Origin of the sequence: Stappia indica (assembly GCF_001696535.1) — a bacterium.
GTDB lineage: Bacteria > Pseudomonadota > Alphaproteobacteria > Rhizobiales > Stappiaceae > Stappia > Stappia indica.
Genome location: NZ_MBQE01000006.1, coordinates 24,048 through 42,260, shown reverse-complemented (window position 1 = coordinate 42,260; position 18,213 = coordinate 24,048). Strand labels below are relative to the sequence as shown.

The following is an 18,213-nucleotide window of genomic DNA, read 5'->3' as shown; positions in this document are numbered from 1 at the left end:
GCGGAGGCCGGCGAGCCGGCCCCAATAACCCATAAAACGGCCCCAATAACCCATAAAAAAGGAGGCCGGGCAGGCCGGCCCCCAGTCGCCAATAAAAGGCGGAGGCCGGCGAGCCGGCCTCCGCAAGGCAGTGCCGCAGGGATTGCGAGCACGGAACCGTTCAAGCGTCAGAACTTGTAGGACATGCGTGCAGCGAGCGCGTGCGAACGCGCGCGTGCCCGGTATTCGCCCGCATAGGTGAGCGTGCCGGACAGGCCGCTGGTCGCGGAATTGACCTCGACGCCGGCCGACAGGCGGGCGATGTCGCGGCCGATCCCGTTGCCGGTGGCGGTGACCGGAGCCCCCAGCATGGTGGCGCTGCGGCTGTCGCCGAGCGAGCCGATGGCCCGGGCATAGGCAATGTCCACCACCGGAGCGAGGGTCGCGACGGTGCCGAGCGCCATGGCCGGAGCGGCGACGCGCACGCCTGCGCCCGCGTCGAACTGGCTGGCATTGGCGGACGGGGCGGCGAGCGAGAAGACGCCGGCTCCGGTCTCGGTCGAGCTGCCCAGCCACTGATGCACGAGGCGGGCCTGCACATAGGGCTGCACGGTCGCGCCGACCGTCTCGAAGGTCATGCCGATGCGGGCATTCGACCAGGCGCCGACATCGACGGCGCTGCTCGAGCCGGTGAAGGCGACGGCACCGCCGGCGCCGGCGATGGCGTTGCGGGTGCGGCTCGTCTCGAAGCGGGTCAGGCCGCCGGCCGCGTCGGCGAAGAAGCCGCCGGCCGAGTAGCTGCCATAGGCAACCGCATGCAGGCCGGTGGCGCGGGCAGTGTTGCCGCCGCCCTGGCTGTTGCCGGAGGTGAAGCCGATGCCGACGCCGCCGCCGATGCCGTCCGCCAGGGTGACGTCGATACCGGTCAGCATGCCGCCGGTGCGGCTGATGCTGCCGGGCGAAGTGGCGCTGGCCGAGGTGCTGGAGAAGCTGCCGAGCATCGAGCCCCACAGCCGGTAGCGGGCGGCTTCGCCGGGGGCGGCGCCGTGGCTCGACAGGCTGACGGTGCCGGGCATGGCATTGCCCGAGCCGTGCGACGCGGCGAGGTTCGAGATGGTGCCGGCGATCTGCGACAGGGTCGAGGCCTGGGCGGCCTGCGACTGGCTGAACACGGACGCCGTGGTGCCCTCGCGGGTCGCCGTCAGGTTGGCGAGGTCGAGGAGGCCCCAGCCGTATTCCGCGTCGATGCCGGCTTCGCCGACGTCGCGCGAGGTGGCCAGCACCAGCTGCGCCAGATCGGTGGCGGCGGCGTTGGGGAACATCTCGCGGGCGATGGCGAGCGCGGCCGTCACATGGGGGGCGGCCATCGAGGTGCCCGACATGTTGACGTAGCCGCCGGTGTTGGAGGTCGAGTAGATGCCGTCCGCATCCTCGTCGTCGCCGCCGCCGGGCGCCGACAGGCACCAGGTCATGGCAAGGCCGCAGCGGTTGGAATAGTTGGCGAGCGTGCCGTCGCGCCCGACCGCCGCGACCGACAGCCAGTTCGCCTGCAGCTCCGGGAAAAGGTGCGGCAGGCCGGGCTCCAGCGCAACGCTCGGGAAGCCGTCATTGCCGTTGGCCCACACGAGCACCGCGCCCTGGTCGACGACGCGGCGGAAGGTCGCCATCATTTCCGGGCGTTCGTTCAGGAAGTAGGTGCGGACCGTCTCGAGATCGATGCCGCCCGCCGGCATCATCGGGTCGGAGCCCCAGGAGTTGTTGAAGAACTCGATGCCGCGGTCGAGGCCGAAGGAGATGGCCGAGGCGGCAATGCTGTCGAGGCGGGTCTCGTCGATGTCGCCGGTCGGGCCGGACAGCTGCATCGAGGTCACCCGCGCGCCCGGCGCGACGCCGACCATGCCGACGCCGTTGGCCAGCGCGGCGATGGTGCCGGCGACATGGGTGCCGTGGCCGACGGCGTCGCCGTCGGACGGGCCGAGGGTGTGGCCGCTGAAGGATTCCGGCGTGACGTTGGGCTCAAGGTCCGGATGGCCGGCGATGATGCCGCTGTCGACGACGCCGACGGTGACGCCGCGGCCGGTCCAGCCGCGCTCGTGGGCGATGCGGGCACCGATCATGCCGAGGCCCCACTGGGCGGAATATTCGTCCGCCATGGCCGCCGTCTGGGTGGCGGCGAAGGCGAGGGGAAGGACGGACAGGCAGGTAGAGGCCCGGACAGCGCGGGCAAGTCTTCTGGCAACGCGGGACATGAGATCCGTTCCGTAAGGGGGGAGATCAGAACGGGGCGAGATAATCGCGACGAGGCGGGTTTCGTCAATCGGCCTAACCGTTGAAAAACAGCGGTTTGCGGCTGCATCCTGCAAAAATGGACGCAGTGGAGGCGCGAGCGGACGCTCTGCAAACACGGCGGCATCGGGCGATATGGCGGGGGCGCGCAAACGAAAAGGGCGCGGCTTGCGCCGCGCCCTCGTCGAACCGACTGAAGCGTGTCGGGCTGGCGATTACTCGCGGTTGCCGAACAGCTGCAGCAGCATCAGGAAGAGGTTGATGAAGTCCAGGTACAGGCGCAGGGCGCCCATGATCGACTTCTTCTTGGCAACCTCGGAGCCGTCGCCCGCGTAGTACATTTCCTTGATCTGCTGGGTGTCGTAGGCGGTCAGGCCCGCGAAGACCAGCACGCCGATCACCGAGATGGCGAACTGCAGCGCCGAGGAGGCAAGGAAGATGTTGACCAGCGAGGCGATGACGATGCCGATCAGGCCCATGAACAGGAACGAACCCCAGCCCGACAGGTCCTTCTTGGTGGTGTAGCCGTAGAGGCTCAGCGCACCGAAGGAGGCTGCGGTGATGAAGAACACCCGTGCGATCGATCCGCCCGTATAGACGAGGAAGATCGAGGACAGCGACAGGCCCATCAGCGCCGCATAGACCCAGAAGGTCGTCTGGGCGGTGGAGGCGCTCATCGACTGGATGCGGAAGCTCAGGAAGAACACCATGGCCAGCGGGGCGAGCATCACCACCCACTTAAGCGGGCTGAGGTAGATCGCCTGGCCGAACGAGGTCAGCGCCATGCCGCCGGCGGTCTGGTCGATCGCAAAATAGACGGTCGCCAGCGCGGCAAGGCCGGTGATGGCGAGGCCGAGGGCCATGTAGTTGTAGACGCCCAGCATGTAGGCGCGCAGGCCCTCATCATAGACGCCGGCCTGTGCGTTTGCGCCGGCCGCAGCGTACCTCATGTTGGAATTGCGGTCGAAGGTCGACATCGAAATCCTCTCTATCCCTTGAAACGGTTACCCTTTTCGGGGCGGTCTCCCGGCCGCGCCGAGAGACGACCTGCCCCTTGCGCAACCCCGTGCCGTCTTGCGAACGTCGCGTTTCACGCTGCTCGCACGCACGTCCCTCCGAATATGGGCACAAGCCGGGCCACCCACAAGATGCAATCGGCCCGGCCAACATTACCGTTCTGTCATTTTCCGGCAGGGGGTTAACCGGAAAACGCAGGCTGCCGGCACCCGGCTAGAGGTTGCGCAGCACCGGCGCGGGCTTGCGCCCCAGCACCTGCCAGGTGCCGATCAGGCCGAAGCCGACCGTCAGAACGAGTGCGGCGAGGGCCGCGCCGAAGGCGGTCACGGGCAGGAAGGTGAAGTTCGCGTCCATGATCTCCACCAGCACGAAGGAGGCGGCGAGCGCCCCGGCGATCACCGCGAAGGCGGCGGTGACGAGCCCGAGGATCGCATATTCCATCGAGAAGCTGGCGATCAGCCGGCCGCGCGTCGCCCCCAGCGTCTTGAGGATCACCGCGTCGTAGACCCGGTGGCGGTGGCCGGCGGCAAGCGCGCCGCCCAGCACCAGGACCGAGGCGACCAGGGTGATGGAGGCGGCGGCGCGGATCGCCACGGCGAGCTGCTCCACGAGGCTGTTGACCTGCTGGATGGCGTCCTTGACGCGCACCGCCGTCACGGTCGGGAACTCCTGCGAGAGGGTCTTCAGCAGCGCCAGCTCGCGGGCTTCATTGCCGCCGTCGGGATAGGCGAGGGTGCGCAAGTGGGTGTGCGGCGCGCCGGCGAAGGTGTTGGGCGAGAACACCATGACGAAGTTGATCGCCAGCGATTCCCACTCGACCCTTCGGAAATTGGCGATCTCGGCGGTGAGCTCGCGGCCGAGCACGTTGACGGTGATCGTGTCGCCGATCTTCAGGCCGAGATCGGCGCCGGCATCGGCCTCGAAGGAGACGAGGGGCGTGCCGCTGTGGTCGGGCGCCCACCAGCTGCCCTCGGTCAACTCGGCATTGGCGGGCTTTTCTGCGGCATAGGTGATGCCGCGATCGCCGCGCAGGACCCAGCCGCCGCCTTCCGGGGCGACGATCTGGTCGCTCGGCACGCCGTTGACCGCCGCGATGCGGCCGCGCAGCATCGGCGCGCCGTCGATGGTGCCGCCCGGCGCCTCGCGGGCGAGCAGGGCGTCGAAGGCCTCGCGCTCCGACTGCTGCACGTCGAGGAAGAAGAAGCTCGGCGCGTTCTGGGTGATGGTGGTGCCGAGCTCGCGGCGCAGGTTGCCGTCGATCAGCGCCAGCGCGACCAGCAGCGACAGGCCGAGGCCGAGCGAAAGCACGACCGAGGGGGTCAGCGCGCCGGGGCGGTGGATGTTGGCCAGCGCCAGGCGCAGCTCCGCGCCGCGCGGATGCGGCATGCGGCGGGCCGCGGCCATGATGCCGCGGGCGATCAGCATCAGGAGCACGAAGACCACCGCCGTCGCGCCGACATAGGTGAGCGAGATGCGCAGGTCGCCGGCCAGCACGACGGCAAGGCCTGCGAGCAGCAGGACGGCGGCGGCGGTGGCGACGATGTAGCGCTTGCGCGGCCAGGTGCGGGTGGCGGAGGCATCGTCCCGGAACAGCAGGCTCGGCGGCACGTCGTGGGCACGGCCGAGCGGCCAGAGCGCGAAGGCGAGCGCGGTCAGCCCGCCATAGAGCACGCCGAGGCCGAGCTCGGCCGGATAGATCGAGGCGATGGCCTTGACCGGCAGCACCGCGGTGATGAAGCCGGCGGCGACGAAGGGGATGATGGCGCCGATGACGAGCCCGGCGGCGATGCCGAGCCCGGCAAGGCAGAGGATCTGGATGAGATAGACGCGGAAGACGAAATCGCCGTCCGCGCCGACACAGCGGAACGTCGCGATGACCGGGCGCTTGGTGTCGAGATAGGAGCGCACCGCATTGGCGACGCCGACGCCGCCGACCACCAGCGCGGTCAGGCCGACAAGGGTGAGGAACTGCGCGAGGCGGTCGATGTTGCGCTGCAGGCCGGGCGCGGCATTGGCCCGCGACTGCACGCGCCAACCGGCGAGCGGAAAGCGCTGGTTGGCCTCCTCCGCCAGGGTCTCGATGGCGGCGGTGGAGGTGCCTTCGGGAAGGCGGATGCGGTAGAGCCAGCGAACGAGGCTTCCCGGCTGGACGAGGCCGGTCTGCTCCAGCGCCGCATCGGAGACGATCATCCGGGGGCCGAAATTGATGCCGTCGCTGAGACGGTCGGGCTCGGCGGCGATGGTATCGGCAATGCGCAGGCTGGCGCGGCCGAGCACCAGCGTGTCGCCCTTCTCCAGCCCGAGGCGCACCAGCAGCTCCGGCTCGACCACGGCGCCGTAAAGCCCGTCCTGCTGGGCAAGGGCCGTATCCAGCGCCTCGCCGCCGGAAAGTTGCATCTGGCCGTAGAGCGGGTAGGCGTTGTCGACGGCCTTCAGCTCGACGAGGGTCTGTTCGCCGCTGTCCGGCACCCGCGCCATGGCGCGCAAGGTGGCGATGCGCGAGAGGTCGCCGAGGCTGTCGAGCCAGGCGAGTTCCTGCTCGTCGGCGGTGCGGTGGATCAGGCGCACCGACATGTCGCCGCCGAGGATCGAGGTGCCTTCGGCGGCGATGCCCTCGACAAGGGCGCGCGAGACCGAGGCAACGCCGGCAATCGCCGCAACGCCGAGGGCGATGCAGGCGATGAAGACGTAGAAGCCCTTCAGCCCGCCGCGCATTTCGCGCAGGGCGAAGCGGAAGGCAAGTCCGAGGGGCGGGCGGGAGCGGCGCTGCGAGGAGGCAGGCAGGACACCGTGCATGCTCACGCTCCCCCGGCGCCAGCGGTTTCCAGCGTCTCGATCCGGCCGGATCGCACGCGGATCGTCTCGTCGCAGCGGCGGGCGAGCGCCGCATCGTGGGTGACCATGACCAGCGTCATGCCGCGGTCGCGGGTGGCGGAGAACATCAGGTCGACGATCTGGGCGCCGGTGGTCTCGTCGAGATTGCCGGTCGGTTCGTCGGCCAGAAGCAGCGGCGGGCGGGTGACGAGGGCGCGGGCGATGGCGACGCGCTGCTGCTCGCCGCCCGACATCTGCGAGGGATAGTGCGAGGTGCGCTCGGCAAGGCCGACGGCGGCCAGCTCTTCGCGCGCGGCCTCGAAGGCGCGCGGCACGCCGGCAAGCTCCAGCGGCACGGCGACGTTTTCCAGCGCCGTCATGTTGGGAATGAGGTGGAAGGACTGGAAGATGATGCCGACCGAGCCGCCGCGGAAGCGCGCGAGCTGGTCTTCCGACATGCCCGTCAGCTCCGATCCGCCGACCGTGACCGAGCCCTTGTCGGCCCGTTCCAGCCCGGCCATGACCATCAGGAGCGTCGACTTGCCGGAGCCGGAGGGGCCGATGATGCCGACCCGGCGACCGGCGGCGATATCGAGGTCCACGCCCTTGAGAATGTGCACGCGGCCGGCGTCGTGGCCAAGGCTGAGGTGAACGCCGGACAGGGAAACGATGGGGGGCGGGACTGTTCCGTCGGTCATGCTCTGCCTATATGAACGTTTCGAATTCGCAGCATGCCGCGCTGCACGCGTTCCTCGCGATATGGGAGGTTACGCAGGGAGCGTCCAGAGGATCAGCCGACATGATACGTTTCGTTACAGTTTTTATCGCCCTCGCCGGCATTTTTGCGGCGCTGCCCGCACGGGCCGAACCGCTGCGCATCCTGGCGTTGGGAGACAGCCTGACTGCAGGCTATCAGCTGCCTCCCGAGGCGGCGTTCCCGGTGCAGCTGGAGGCCGCGCTGAAGGCGCGCGGTCATGACGTAATCGTGATCAATGCGGGCGTCTCCGGCGACACCACGGCGGCGGGTCTTGCCCGTCTCGACTGGTCGCTGGGCGAAGGCGCCGACGCGGTGATCGTCGAGCTCGGCGCCAACGACGCGCTGCGCGGGCTGCCGACGGCCTCGGCGCGGGCGAACCTCGACAAGATCGTCGCGAGCCTGTCCGAGCGGGGCATTCCGGTGCTGCTCGCCGGCATCGCGGCGCCGCGCAACATGGGCGACGAGTATGTCGCCGAGTTCGAGCGCATGTATGCGGAGATCGCGGCCGAATACGACGCGATCCTCTATCCGAACTTCCTCGAAGGCATCCCGATCTCGGCGGAGACGGTGCTGCCCGACGGCATCCACCCGACGCAGAAGGGGGTTGCCATCATCGTCGAGGGCATCCTGCCGAAGGTCGAAGAGCTGATCGAGCGGGCCGGCGCGGCGCGCGGCTGAGGCGGATCTGCGCGCGTCGGGAGCGGCAGCCCGCTGCCGGCCCGCGCCTGGCCGCAGGCGGTTGACGTCGCGCGTGCGAGCGGTCAAGGTCCAGCCACCCTCCTTAATTTCGACAGTTATCGCAGCAGAAAGATCCGCCCATGGAAAAGCGCCGTCTCGGACGCACGGACATTCATGTCTCCAGCCTGTCGCTCGGCACGATGACGTTCGGCGAGCAGAACACCGAAGCCGAGGGCCATGCCCAGCTCGACTTCTCGCTCGACCGCGGCATCAACCTCTTCGACGCTGCCGAGCTCTATCCGATCCCGCCCAAGGCCGAGACCCAGGGGCGCACCGAGGAAATCATCGGGACCTGGCTGAAGGCACGCGGCAACCGCGACAAGGTGGTGATCGCCACCAAGGTCGTGGGCCGCACCGAGAACACCTGGTTCCGCAACGACGGCAGCGAGGGCCGGCTGACGCGCGCCCAGATCGAGGAAGCCGTCGACAAGAGCCTGAAGCGGCTGCAGACCGACTATATCGACCTCTACCAGATCCACTGGCCGGACCGGAACGTCTCCGGCTTCGGCTCCAATCCGACGATCTGGAAGGAGCCCAAGCCCTGCGACGATGAAACCTCGATCGAGGTGACGCTGGAGGCGATGGACCGGCTGGCGAAGGCCGGCAAGATCCGCCAGCTGGGCCTGTCGAACGAGAGCCCCTGGGGCACGATGCGCTTTCTGGAGCTGGCCGAGCGCAACGGCTGGCCGCGGGTGGTGTCGATCCAGAACGCCTACAATCTCGTCAACCGCACCTTCGAGGGCGGTCTTGCCGAGATCACGCACCGGGAACAGGTAGGACTGCTCGCCTATTCGGCGCTGGGCCAGGGCTACCTGACCGGCAAGTACCGCAACGGCGCGCTGCCGGCCGGTGCCCGCAAGACCCTGTTCGACCGGCTGCAGCGCTACGAGAAGCCGGGCGCCGAGCCGGCGATCAACGCTTATCTCGACCTTGCGGAGGAACTCGGCGTGTCGCCCTCGCAGCTGGCCATCGCCTTCGTAGTGTCGCGCGGCTTCACCACCTCGGTGATCCTCGGCGCGACGTCTCTGGGCCAGCTGGAGCACGATCTGGGCGCGCTCGACCTCGACATCACCGAGGAGATCGAGGGGCGGATCAACACGCTGTTCCAGCACCACGGCAGCCCCTGCCCGTAAGGGGGCGAGGCGAATCACGACCGGCTGCCCGGGCGGCGGAAGCCCGGGCCGGCCACCCCGGCAGACGAGCCGGCACGAGGCGGAATGCGCTGGCAAATCAGCGCATTCCGTTTTTGCTTGCGGTGCAGCGAAAAACCCGTCCTGATGAGAGCATTCGGCGACAGAGGAGGGTTGGACCATGCCTCGACTGTTCACCGGGCTTGAGATTCCGGCCCAGACCGGCCTCATGCTCTCCTTGTTGCGCGGCGGCCTGCGCGGCGTGCGCTGGATAGATCCCGAGAACTATCACATCACCCTGCGCTTCATCGGCGACATCGACGACCGCATGGCCGACGAGGTGGTCGACGCGCTCGACAGGGTGCGCCGGGATCCGGTGGAGATCCGGCTGACGGGGCTCGGCGCCTTCGCCAACGGCAAGCCGCACGCGGTCTTCGCAAGGGTGGAGCCGACGCCGGAGCTGATGGAGCTGCAGGGCGAACAGGAACGCATCCTGCAGCGGCTGCGGCTGCCGGCGGAGCGGCGCAAATACGTGCCGCATGTGACGCTGGCGCGCTGCCGCACCTGCAGCAATCAGGACGTGGCGCGCTGGCTCGCCGAGCATGGCGACTTCTACTCCCAGACCTTCACGGCGACGCGCTTCGTGCTGTTCTCCTCCCGCGCCAGCGTCGGCGGCGGTCCCTACCTGGCGGAGGAGGTCTATCCGCTGGACCGCAAGGGCGGCGGCTACGGCCTGCCGGAGGGGACGGCGCAGTTCGCCGGACAGTACCGCTGACGGCACCGCGCTGAGGACGGCGAGGCGAGCGGCGGGCCTGCGACCGGCGCGCCCTTGGCCTTAAGTTGCAGTGCAACAAGTTCCGGCTTGCCTTTGGACACGGCGCTTGCGATACAGCCGCCAACATCCAAAGAGGAGCCCCCATCCATGCGTATCGACGCCGTTCCGATCGGAAAGAACCCGCCCGAGGACATCAATGTCATCATCGAGGTCTCGGTGGGCGGCGAGCCGATCAAGTACGAAATGGACAAGGAAGCCGGCGCCATGTACGTCGACCGCTTCCTCTATACGCCGATGCGCTATCCGGGCAATTACGGCTTCGTTCCCCATACGCTGTGCGGCGACGGCGACCCGGTCGACGTGATCGTGGCCAACCAGCGCCCGATCGTGCCGGGCGCGATCATGAACTGCCGTCCGATCGGCGTGCTGTTCATGGAAGACGAGGCGGGGCAGGACGAGAAGATTATCGCGGTTCCGTCCAACAAGCTGACGCGCCGCTACGAGAACGTCGTGCACTACGAGGACCTGCCGGACATCACCATCCAGCAGATCAAGCACTTCTTCGAGCACTACAAGGATCTGGAGCCGGGCAAGTGGGTGAAGATCACCGGCTTCGGCGGCCCGGACGAGGCCAAGCGCATCATCGAGGAATCGATCGAGCGCGCCAAGGCCGCCAAGGCCTGAGCACCGCTTCGGCTTGAAAATTCAAGGCCGCGTCCGGAAAGGACGCGGCCTTTTGCGTTTTAAGCCTCAGGCGTTTGCGGGTGTCAGGCGCTGTCGCCGGTCTGGGCGCGGATGGCGCGCGCGACCTGCTGCGGGATCTCCAGATGCGGCATGTGGCCGACACCGTCGAACACCTGGACGGCGATGTCGCCGGGCAGGCCGCGGGCGTGGGTGGCCGGCAGGACGCGGTCCTGGGCACCCCAGATCAGCCGCACCGGGGGGCCGAGCGCCGCGATCTCGGCAATCGGCAGGGTCTTCTGGTCCTTGCCGTCGAGCAGGGTCTCGACAATCTCGCCCAGGGTCTCGCAGACGCCGGGACGGGCGCGCGTTTCCACCGCCTGGCGGACGACGAGGCGCGGCAGGTCGAAGCCGAGGCCGAAGAACTGTTCCAGCAGAAGCTCCAGCTCGACCGCCTCGCGCGCCGCCGCATAGCGGCGCAGCAGGGTCGAGTTGATCTCGCGCCCGAAGCCGCCGGGACCGAGCAGCGTCAGGCTTGCCACCCGCTCCGGCGCCTTCAGTGCGACGAGGGCGGCGGCCGCCCCGCCCATGGAATGGCCGACGAGATGGACGCGGGTCAGCCCCAGCGCCTCCAGCGAGCCGAGCACGGCGCGCGAGGCGACGACGGCGCCGCCGATCTTCGGCCAGCCGAGCGCGCGGCCGTGGCCGGGCAGGTCGAAGGCCAGCGTGCGGCGGCTGCGCGACAGCTCTCCCTGCAGCGTTGCGAAACCGCGCGCGTCGCCGCCGAACCCGTGCAGCAGCACCACCGGCTCCGGGCTGTCCGGGCCGCTGGCGGTGACGGGCAGGATCGAGGGCGGCAATTCGGACATGGGCGTTGCTCCGCTGATGGTCTTTCGCCTCTTTTCGCATGCACAGCCTGAGGATGCGAGAGGGGAGGTGCGCTGGGCGGGTGCCGCCGTGGCCCGCGCGGACTTGACAGGCGCGGGGTCGCGTCGCATGGACTTTAATCGATTTAAATGACGGGAGCGCACCAGAGTGAGCGAGCTTCTTTGCCTCGGCGAGCCGATGATCGAGTTCAACCAGACGGCGCCGGGCGGCCCCTATGTGCAAGGCTTCGGCGGCGACACGTCGAATGCGGCGATTGCCGCGGCCCGGCAGGGGGCGCGCGTCGGCTATGTCAGCGCGACGGGGCGCGACGTGTTCGGCGACCTGTTCGACGGGCTGTGGCGGGGCGAGGGCGTCGACACCGCCGGCGTGCTGCGGATGGAGCAGGCGCCGACGGGCATCTATTTCGTCACGCACGGGCCGTCGGGGCACATGTTCTCCTATCGCCGGACCGGCTCGGCAGCGAGCCTGATGCGCCCGGTCGACCTGCCGCTCGAGCTGCTGCGCAAGGCCAGGATCCTGCACATCTCGGCGATCAGCCAGGCGATCTCGGCGAGTGCCTGCGACACGGTGTTCGCGGCCATCGAGGAAGTGAAGGCGACGGGCGGGCTGATCTCCTACGACACCAACCTGCGGCTGGCGCTGTGGCCGCTGGCGCGGGCACGGGCGGTGGTCGAGGCGACAGCGGCGATGGCCGACATCCTGCTGCCCGGCCTCGACGATGCGCGCAAGCTGACGGGGCTGGAGAGCCCGCAGGAGATCGCCGACCACTACCGGGCGAAGGGCGCCGCGCGGGTGGCGCTGACGCTCGGCGACAAGGGCGTGCTCTATGCAGGTCCCGAAGGGACCGAGACGATCGCCCCGCACGCGGTCGAGGCGGTGGATGCGACCGGCGCGGGCGATGCGTTCGACGGGGCGTTCCTCGCCGAGTTCCTCGCCGGCGGCGACGGGCTGGCGGCGGCGCGCCACGCCAATGCGGCGGCAGCGCTCGCGGTGTGCGGGTTCGGCGCTGTTGCCCCCCTGCCACATCGCGCCGACGTCCTTGCCCTGCTGGCCAATGAGCAGAAGCGCGGCGCCTGAGGGGCGTGTAAATTCACCGCGGTTCGAATCAGCCGGCAGCGCGGATGGCGCGGTCCTGCCGGCATGGGGAGGCGACATGCGGATCTTTTCTGGGCGGGTTTTCGCGGGACTGGCCGGGCTGGTTCTGGCGGCGGCAGTGGCGGGCGGTGCCCCGGCCAAGGCGCAGACGGAGCGCTACTACGATCCGGTGAGCCGGAGCTGGCAGACCTACCGGATCACGCCGGAGGCCGCCGGCAAGATCGTGCGCGAGAAGTACAAGCGCACCGAGGTGCGCTACCGCACCGACAAGAAGCCGGGCTCGGTGATCATTGATACGGACGACCGCTATCTCTACTACGTGCTGCCGGGCGGCAAGGCGGTGCGCTACGGCATCGGCGTCGGGCGCGAGGGCTTTTCCTGGTCGGGCACCGAAAAGGTGACGCGCAAGGCCAAGTGGCCGGGCTGGACGCCGCCGGCGGAAATGATCGTCCGCGAGCGCAAGAACGGCCGCAAGCTGCCGGCCTTCATGCCCGGCGGGCCGAAGAACCCGATGGGCGCGCGCGCGCTTTATCTCGGGGCGACCGAGTACCGGATCCACGGCACCAATGAGGATTGGTCGATCGGCCGGGCCGTGTCGTCGGGCTGCATCCGCATGCTCAACGAGGATGTCGAGGATCTCTACGAGCGGGTGTCCGTCGGGGCACAGGTCACGGTGATGTAAGACCGGTTCGCCGGCCGCATCGATCTTTGCGAAATGATCTTCAAAAGGGCGCCGTGGCCGAAAGGTCCGGCGCCCTTTTTCGTCATGCGACGCGCCCTCTCACACCGGCGCGTGCAGCTCCACCTCCTCGCCGAAGCCGGCGAGCCGGAAGCGGCCGAGCGGAGCGAAGGCCTGCGGAGCGCGGGCGGCGATGTCCGCGGTCACCAGCAGCGGCCGCCCCAGCGTCTTGGTCATCGCCTCGATGCGCGCGGCAGCGTTTACCGTGCGGCCGATGACCGAAAAGGTCAGCCGCTCGGGAATGCCGATATTGCCGAACATCACGTCGCCGGAAGACAGCGCAATGCCGCACAGAAGCGGGTGCTCGGTCGCTGCCTGCGCCTGCTCCAGCCGGGCGAGGACCGCATCGGCGGCCTGCAGGGCGCGGGTCGCGGCAGCATCGAAGCCGCCGGCCTCGATGGGAAAGACGGCAAGAACCGCGTCGCCGATGAAGTCCAGCACCTCGCCGCCATGGGCCATCACCGTGCGCGCCGTCGCGTCGAAATAGGCGTTGAGATGGGTCATGTAGACGTCCGGCGCCAGCCGGTCGGCAAGGGCGGTCGAGCCGCGCAGGTCCGAATAGAAGATCACTGCGTCGAGGCGCTCGCCGTCGCCATGGCGGATCAGGCCGGACAGCACCCGCGATCCGGCGCGCGCGCCGAGATAGGTCTCGGCCAGGGTGCGGGCGATCCGCGACTGGATGGTCGCCCGGCAGGCCAGCGCCAGGCGGATCTGCAGGTAGTCGAGCCCTTCCACCGCCTCGTCGGAAAAGCCGCCTTCCGTGCGGGTCGCCCAGGTGACGATCATGCCGGAGGGGCCGAAGTCCTTCGAGGTCGGCAGGTCGAACGGTGTCGACAGCACGAGATAGTCGGTGAAGCCCTCCGCCTTCAGCGTCGTCAGGATCGGGAAGTCGTCGGTGGCGGCATTGGCGCCGGCAAGATTTCGGCGCAGGCGCGTCTCGCGCCCTTCCAGCACCGCGCGGATCGGGCTGCGCAGCCAGTCGTCGGTCTCTTCGTCGTCGTGACGATACTGCGAAAGCCGCGCTTCCTGACCGGTGAGCCAGAAGACGGATTCGGCCTCGACCAGCGGATGCAGGGTCGCCCAGGTGAGCATGGCGCGCTCGACCGGCATGCCGGCGTGGACGAGGCGTTCGCAAAAGCCGGAGAACATCTCGCCGATGTCAGGCTGGCCGAGCGCCTCGCGGATCAGCCAGTCCTCGATCGCCTCAAGCGTCGGATTGGTTTTCAACGCCTCACCTCCAGGATGGGCTTCTGGCCACAAAAAACGGCGGGCCGAGGAGCCCGCCGTTCTTGCGTTCACACCCGGTTCCCTGCCCAGAGTTCCTCAGGCAAGGGCTCCGTGGCAATGCTTGTATTTCTTCCCCGAGCCGCAGGGGCAGACCTCGTTGCGACCGACCTTGCCCCAGGTCGAGGGATTCTGCGGGTCGCGCGGCGTGCCGGCGGCGACGGCCTGATAGGCCTCGTCGAACTCGTTCTCGCCGGTCAGCGGGTCGCGGTGCTCGGCATGCATCGGCGGCAGGTCGCCGTCGCCCGGCAGGCTCGGCGGCTGCTCCTGGACCAGCTCCACGCGCATCAGCTGCGCGGTGGTCGCCTGGCGCAGGTTGACCAGCATGCTCTCGAACAGGGTGAAGGCCTCGGTCTTGTACTCCTGCAGCGGATCGCGCTGGGCGTAGCCGCGGAAGCCGACCACCGAACGCAGGTGATCGAGATTGGCCAGGTGCTCGCGCCACAGGTGATCGAGCGTCTGCAGCAGCACCGCCTTCTCGACCTGGCGCATGATGTCCGGCGAGTACTGTCCGACCTTGCGGGCCATGGCCTCGTCGGCCGCCTTCTTGAGGCGCTCGGTCACCTCTTCCTCGGCGATGCCTTCTTCCTTGGCCCAGTCGACGACCGGCAGGTCGAGGTTCAGCAGGCGGCGCACCTCGGCCTGCAGGCCTTCGGTGTCCCACTGCTCGGCATAGGCCTTTTCCGGAATGTGCTTGGCGACGAGATCCTCGATCACGTCGTGGCGCATGTCGGTCACGGCCTCGGCCACCGCCTCGCCGTCCATCAGCTCGATGCGCTGGTCGAACACGACCTTGCGCTGGTCGTTCATGACGTCGTCGAACTTCAGCAGGTTCTTGCGGATGTCGAAGTTGCGCGCCTCGACCTTCTGCTGCGCCTTGGCCAGTGCCCGGTTGATCCAGGGATGGACGATGGCCTCGCCCTCCTTGAGGCCGAGCTTCTGCATCATGCCGTCCATGCGGTCGGACCCGAAGATGCGCATCAGGTCGTCCTGCAGCGACAGGAAGAACTTGGAATGGCCGGGGTCGCCCTGACGGCCGGAACGGCCGCGCAGCTGGTTGTCGATGCGCCGGCTCTCGTGGCGCTCCGTGCCGATGACGTAGAGGCCGCCGGCGGCGAGCGCCTGCTGCTTGCGCTCCTCGACCTGGGCACGGATCGCCGCCTCGCGGGCGTCGCGCTCGGGACCGGCAGGCATGTCGGCAAGCTCGTCCTCGATGCGCATCTCGGCATTGCCGCCGAGCTGGATGTCGGTGCCGCGGCCGGCCATGTTGGTGGCGATGGTGACGGCGCCCGGCAGACCGGCCTGGGCGATGATCGAGGCTTCCTGCTCGTGGTAGCGGGCGTTCAGCACCGTGAAGATGCGCTCGGCATTGCCGGTGCCGGCGAACAGCGGCTCGAAGGCGGCCGGCGAGGAGACGTCGGCCTGCTTGTAGCCGGCGGCCTTGAGGCGGGCGGCGAGCAGCTCGGACTTCTCGATCGAAGTGGTGCCGACCAGCACCGGCTGGGCGCGCTTGCGGCAATCCTCGATCAGCTCGATGATCGCGTTGTATTTCTCGTCGACGGTCCGGTAGACCTCGTCGTCGTCGTCGATGCGCTTGACGCCGACATTGGTCGGGATGTCGACAACCTCGAGGCCGTAGATGTTGGCGAATTCCTCGGCCTCGGTCTGGGCGGTGCCGGTCATGCCGGCAAGCTTGGTGTAGAGGCGGAAGTAGTTCTGGAAGGTGATCGAGGCCAGAGTCTGGTTCTCGGGCTGGATCTGCACCTTCTCCTTGGCCTCGAGCGCCTGGTGCAGGCCTTCCGAATAGCGGCGGCCCGGCATCATGCGGCCCGTGAACTCGTCGATGATGACGACTTCGCGGTTGCGGACGATGTAGTCCTTGTCGCGCTGGAACAGCTTGTGCGCCTTCAGCGCCTGCTGCAGGTGGTGGACGGCCGAGACGTTTTCCACGTCATAGAGGCTGTCGCCCTTGAGCAGGCCCTGGTCGCGCAGCAGGCCTTCGAGCTTCTCGTTGCCGGACTCGGTGAAGGTCGCCGAGCGCTGCTTCTCGTCGAGCTCGTAGTCCTCGGCCGTCAGGTGCGGGATCAGAGCGTCGACGGTGTTGTAGAACTCGCTGCGGTCCTCGAGCGGGCCGGAGATGATGAGCGGCGTGCGCGCCTCGTCGATCAGGATCGAGTCCACCTCGTCGACGATCGCGTAGTTGTGGCCGCGCTGGACCATCGAGCCGCGCTCATACTTCATGTTGTCGCGCAGGTAGTCGAAGCCGAACTCGTTGTTGGTGCCGTAGGTCACGTCGGCGGCGTAGGCGGCCTTGCGCTCCTCGTCGGTCAGCCCGTGGATGATGACGCCCACGGAAAGGCCGAGGAAGCGGTAGACGCGGCCCATCCATTCCGCGTCGCGGCTGGCGAGGTAGTCGTTCACCGTGACGACGTGGACGCCCTTGCCGGTCAGCGCGTTGAGATAGACGGGCAGGGTCGCGACCAGGGTCTTGCCCTCGCCGGTGCGCATCTCGGAGATCTGGCCGGCGTTGAGGACCATGCCGCCGATCAGCTGCACATCGTAGTGGCGCTGGCCGAGAACGCGGCGGGCCGCCTCGCGCACCGTGGCGAAGGCCGGCTCCAGCAGGCTGTCGAGCTTGGCGCCGTCGGCGAGCTGGCGGCGGAACATCTCCGTTCGTGCGCGCAGGTCGTCGTCGCTGAGGGCCCGGAGTTCGTCCTCCAGCGCGTTGATTGCCGTGACGCGGTTCCGCAGCTGCTTGACCAGGCGGTCGTTGGCGGAACCGAAAAGCTTCTTGGCGAGTGCGCCGAGGCCGACCATGTGGCGGTCCTTATCGTTTGGTCAGGCCGCGCCGGGGCATCCTGTCCTGGCAGCAACCCGGGTATCGGATTGACGGTACGGACATGCGCAGGCCTCACAACCGCCGCATTGCGGCGAGACGAACGCACGCTCGACTGGGAGCGTCCGGCCCTTCCAAGGGGGACGCTCGACAGATAAGAGGGGGTCCGGAGGTTGTCAACGTCGCGCAAACCGCTTGCCGGCGGGCGCACAGGTAACCGGCGACAGGCGGACTGCCGTAGAGGCGGTTGCCGAAACACAAGATGACAGGGAAACAGAGCATGACACGCTTTTTTGCCGCAACGGCGCGCCGCACCGCGCTCGCCGCGCTTCTGGCCGGCGGCCTGACTGGTGGACTGGCCTCCGGCGCGCTGGCGCAAGAGCCGGGCGACGTCGTAGCCAAGGTCGGCGATACCGAGGTGACCGAGGCGGATATTGCCTTCGCCTCGCAGGACTTCGCGGATCAGCTCTCCCAGGTGCCGCCGACCCAGTGGCGCAAGATCCTCACCGACGTGGTCGTCGACATGAACGTCCTGGCCAATGCGGCGCGCGAAGCCGGCATCCAGGACGAGGAGGCGTTCAAGCGCCAGGTCGAGTTCCTGACCATGCGCGCGCTGCGCAACGCCTATCTCGCCCGCGAGATCGAGGGCAAGATCACCGACGAGGCGATCCAGGAAGCCTATGACAAGGAATTCGCCAACTTCGAGGGCGAGGACGAGCGCAAGGCCCGCCACATCCTGGTGAAGACCAAGGAAGAGGCCGACGCGGTGATCGCCGAGCTCGACGGCGGCGCCGACTTCGCGGAAGTCGCCAAGGAGAAGTCGACCGGTCCGTCCGGCCCCAATGGCGGCGACCTCGGCTATTTCACCCGCGGCCGCATGGTCAAGGAATTCGAGGACGCGGCCTTCGCGCTGGAAGTCGGCGCCTATACCAAGGAGCCGGTGGAGACCCAGTTCGGCTGGCACGTGATCAAGGTCGAGGAGGCCCGCAAGCAGCCGGCGCCGGCGCTGGCCGATGTGCGCGATCAGCTGCGCCAGCAGCTGCTGCGCGCCCGCTATGCCGAGGTGCTGGCGGATCTGAAGGCCAAGACCACCATCGAGGTGATGGCCGAGGAAGCCCCGGCGGATGCCGGTGCCGCTCCGGCAGAAGGCGGCGAGACCCCGGCCGAGGCGCCGAAGGCCGAGTAAGCCGGATC

14 protein-coding genes are annotated in these 18,213 nt (G+C 68.5%); 7 read left to right on the top strand and 7 right to left on the bottom strand.

Going from position 1 to position 18,213, the window contains the following annotated elements:
* Nucleotides 1-167 precede the first annotated feature (167 nt).
* From BBX35_RS20285 to BBX35_RS20270, 4 genes are all read right to left on the bottom strand, one after another.
* Nucleotides 168-2,228: a S8 family peptidase gene (locus BBX35_RS20285; RefSeq protein ID WP_083206489.1), complete on the bottom strand. Its 2,061-nt coding sequence runs from the start codon at nt 2,226-2,228 to the stop codon at nt 168-170.
* Nucleotides 2,229-2,480: 252 nt separating this feature from the next.
* Nucleotides 2,481-3,242, bottom strand: a complete 762-nt coding sequence (locus tag BBX35_RS20280; protein ID WP_067224125.1) for a Bax inhibitor-1/YccA family protein — start codon at nt 3,240-3,242, stop codon at nt 2,481-2,483.
* Nucleotides 3,243-3,495: 253 nt separating this feature from the next.
* Nucleotides 3,496-6,078 (bottom strand): ABC transporter permease, encoded by a 2,583-nt coding sequence (locus BBX35_RS20275; protein ID WP_067224124.1) that lies wholly within the window; start codon nt 6,076-6,078, stop codon nt 3,496-3,498.
* 2 nt (nt 6,079-6,080) lie between these two features.
* On the bottom strand, nt 6,081-6,794 hold the full coding sequence (locus BBX35_RS20270) for an ABC transporter ATP-binding protein (RefSeq protein WP_067224122.1): 714 nt from the start codon (nt 6,792-6,794) through the stop codon (nt 6,081-6,083).
* 101 nt (nt 6,795-6,895) lie between these two features.
* On the opposite strand from BBX35_RS20270, the gene BBX35_RS20265 reads away from it, so the two are divergent.
* From BBX35_RS20265 to ppa, 4 genes are all read left to right on the top strand, one after another.
* Nucleotides 6,896-7,531, top strand: coding sequence for an arylesterase (locus BBX35_RS20265; protein ID WP_067224120.1), 636 nt, complete (start codon nt 6,896-6,898; stop codon nt 7,529-7,531).
* A 140-nt stretch (nt 7,532-7,671) separates the two neighbouring features.
* Complete coding sequence (locus BBX35_RS20260; protein WP_067224119.1) at nt 7,672-8,724, top strand: aldo/keto reductase; 1,053 nt, start codon at nt 7,672-7,674, stop codon at nt 8,722-8,724.
* A gap of 178 nt (nt 8,725-8,902) precedes the next feature.
* Nucleotides 8,903-9,496 (top strand): RNA 2',3'-cyclic phosphodiesterase, encoded by a 594-nt coding sequence (gene thpR, locus BBX35_RS20255; protein WP_083206488.1) that lies wholly within the window; start codon nt 8,903-8,905, stop codon nt 9,494-9,496.
* A 147-nt stretch (nt 9,497-9,643) separates the two neighbouring features.
* On the top strand, nt 9,644-10,180 hold the full coding sequence (ppa, locus tag BBX35_RS20250; protein WP_067224117.1) for an inorganic diphosphatase: 537 nt from the start codon (nt 9,644-9,646) through the stop codon (nt 10,178-10,180).
* 83 nt (nt 10,181-10,263) lie between these two features.
* Here the strand turns inward: ppa and BBX35_RS20245 are convergent, their stop codons facing one another.
* Nucleotides 10,264-11,046, bottom strand: coding sequence for an alpha/beta fold hydrolase (locus tag BBX35_RS20245; RefSeq protein WP_067224116.1), 783 nt, complete (start codon nt 11,044-11,046; stop codon nt 10,264-10,266).
* 166 nt (nt 11,047-11,212) lie between these two features.
* On the opposite strand from BBX35_RS20245, the gene BBX35_RS20240 reads away from it, so the two are divergent.
* Together BBX35_RS20240 and BBX35_RS20235 are read left to right on the top strand one after the other, a co-directional pair.
* Complete coding sequence (locus BBX35_RS20240; protein WP_083206487.1) at nt 11,213-12,142, top strand: sugar kinase; 930 nt, start codon at nt 11,213-11,215, stop codon at nt 12,140-12,142.
* A gap of 76 nt (nt 12,143-12,218) precedes the next feature.
* Nucleotides 12,219-12,842, top strand: a complete 624-nt coding sequence (locus BBX35_RS20235; RefSeq protein ID WP_067224114.1) for a L,D-transpeptidase — start codon at nt 12,219-12,221, stop codon at nt 12,840-12,842.
* 99 nt (nt 12,843-12,941) lie between these two features.
* On the opposite strand, the gene BBX35_RS20230 is transcribed toward BBX35_RS20235, so the two are convergent.
* Complete coding sequence (locus BBX35_RS20230; protein WP_067224112.1) at nt 12,942-14,126, bottom strand: adenylate/guanylate cyclase domain-containing protein; 1,185 nt, start codon at nt 14,124-14,126, stop codon at nt 12,942-12,944.
* Between the two features lie 96 nt (nt 14,127-14,222).
* The gene (secA, locus tag BBX35_RS20225) at nt 14,223-17,000 is read right to left on the bottom strand and encodes a preprotein translocase subunit SecA (protein ID WP_067224110.1); all 2,778 of its coding nucleotides are present in this window, start codon (nt 16,998-17,000) and stop codon (nt 14,223-14,225) included.
* Nucleotides 17,001-17,299: 299 nt separating this feature from the next.
* On the opposite strand from secA, the gene BBX35_RS20220 reads away from it, so the two are divergent.
* A complete protein-coding gene (locus BBX35_RS20220; protein ID WP_067224108.1) occupies nt 17,300-18,205 on the top strand; it encodes a peptidylprolyl isomerase in 906 nt (301 codons plus the stop codon).
* Nucleotides 18,206-18,213: the final 8 nt, after the last annotated feature.

What these genes read in the sequence shown, in the direction of transcription:
- BBX35_RS20235 (WP_067224114.1), top strand. Translation starts at nt 12,219, where the DNA reads ATGCGGATCTTTTCTGGGCGGGTTTTCGCGGGACTGGCCGGGCTGGTT.
- BBX35_RS20260 (WP_067224119.1), top strand. Translation starts at nt 7,672, where the DNA reads ATGGAAAAGCGCCGTCTCGGACGCACGGACATTCATGTCTCCAGCCTG.
- thpR (WP_083206488.1), top strand. Translation starts at nt 8,903, where the DNA reads ATGCCTCGACTGTTCACCGGGCTTGAGATTCCGGCCCAGACCGGCCTC.
- BBX35_RS20245 (WP_067224116.1), bottom strand. Translation starts at nt 11,046, where the DNA reads ATGTCCGAATTGCCGCCCTCGATCCTGCCCGTCACCGCCAGCGGCCCG.
- BBX35_RS20285 (WP_083206489.1), bottom strand. Translation starts at nt 2,228, where the DNA reads ATGTCCCGCGTTGCCAGAAGACTTGCCCGCGCTGTCCGGGCCTCTACC.
- secA (WP_067224110.1), bottom strand. Translation starts at nt 17,000, where the DNA reads ATGGTCGGCCTCGGCGCACTCGCCAAGAAGCTTTTCGGTTCCGCCAAC.
- BBX35_RS20265 (WP_067224120.1), top strand. Translation starts at nt 6,896, where the DNA reads ATGATACGTTTCGTTACAGTTTTTATCGCCCTCGCCGGCATTTTTGCG.
- BBX35_RS20220 (WP_067224108.1), top strand. Translation starts at nt 17,300, where the DNA reads ATGACACGCTTTTTTGCCGCAACGGCGCGCCGCACCGCGCTCGCCGCG.
- BBX35_RS20280 (WP_067224125.1), bottom strand. Translation starts at nt 3,242, where the DNA reads ATGTCGACCTTCGACCGCAATTCCAACATGAGGTACGCTGCGGCCGGC.
- ppa (WP_067224117.1), top strand. Translation starts at nt 9,644, where the DNA reads ATGCGTATCGACGCCGTTCCGATCGGAAAGAACCCGCCCGAGGACATC.
- BBX35_RS20270 (WP_067224122.1), bottom strand. Translation starts at nt 6,794, where the DNA reads ATGACCGACGGAACAGTCCCGCCCCCCATCGTTTCCCTGTCCGGCGTT.
- BBX35_RS20275 (WP_067224124.1), bottom strand. Translation starts at nt 6,078, where the DNA reads ATGCACGGTGTCCTGCCTGCCTCCTCGCAGCGCCGCTCCCGCCCGCCC.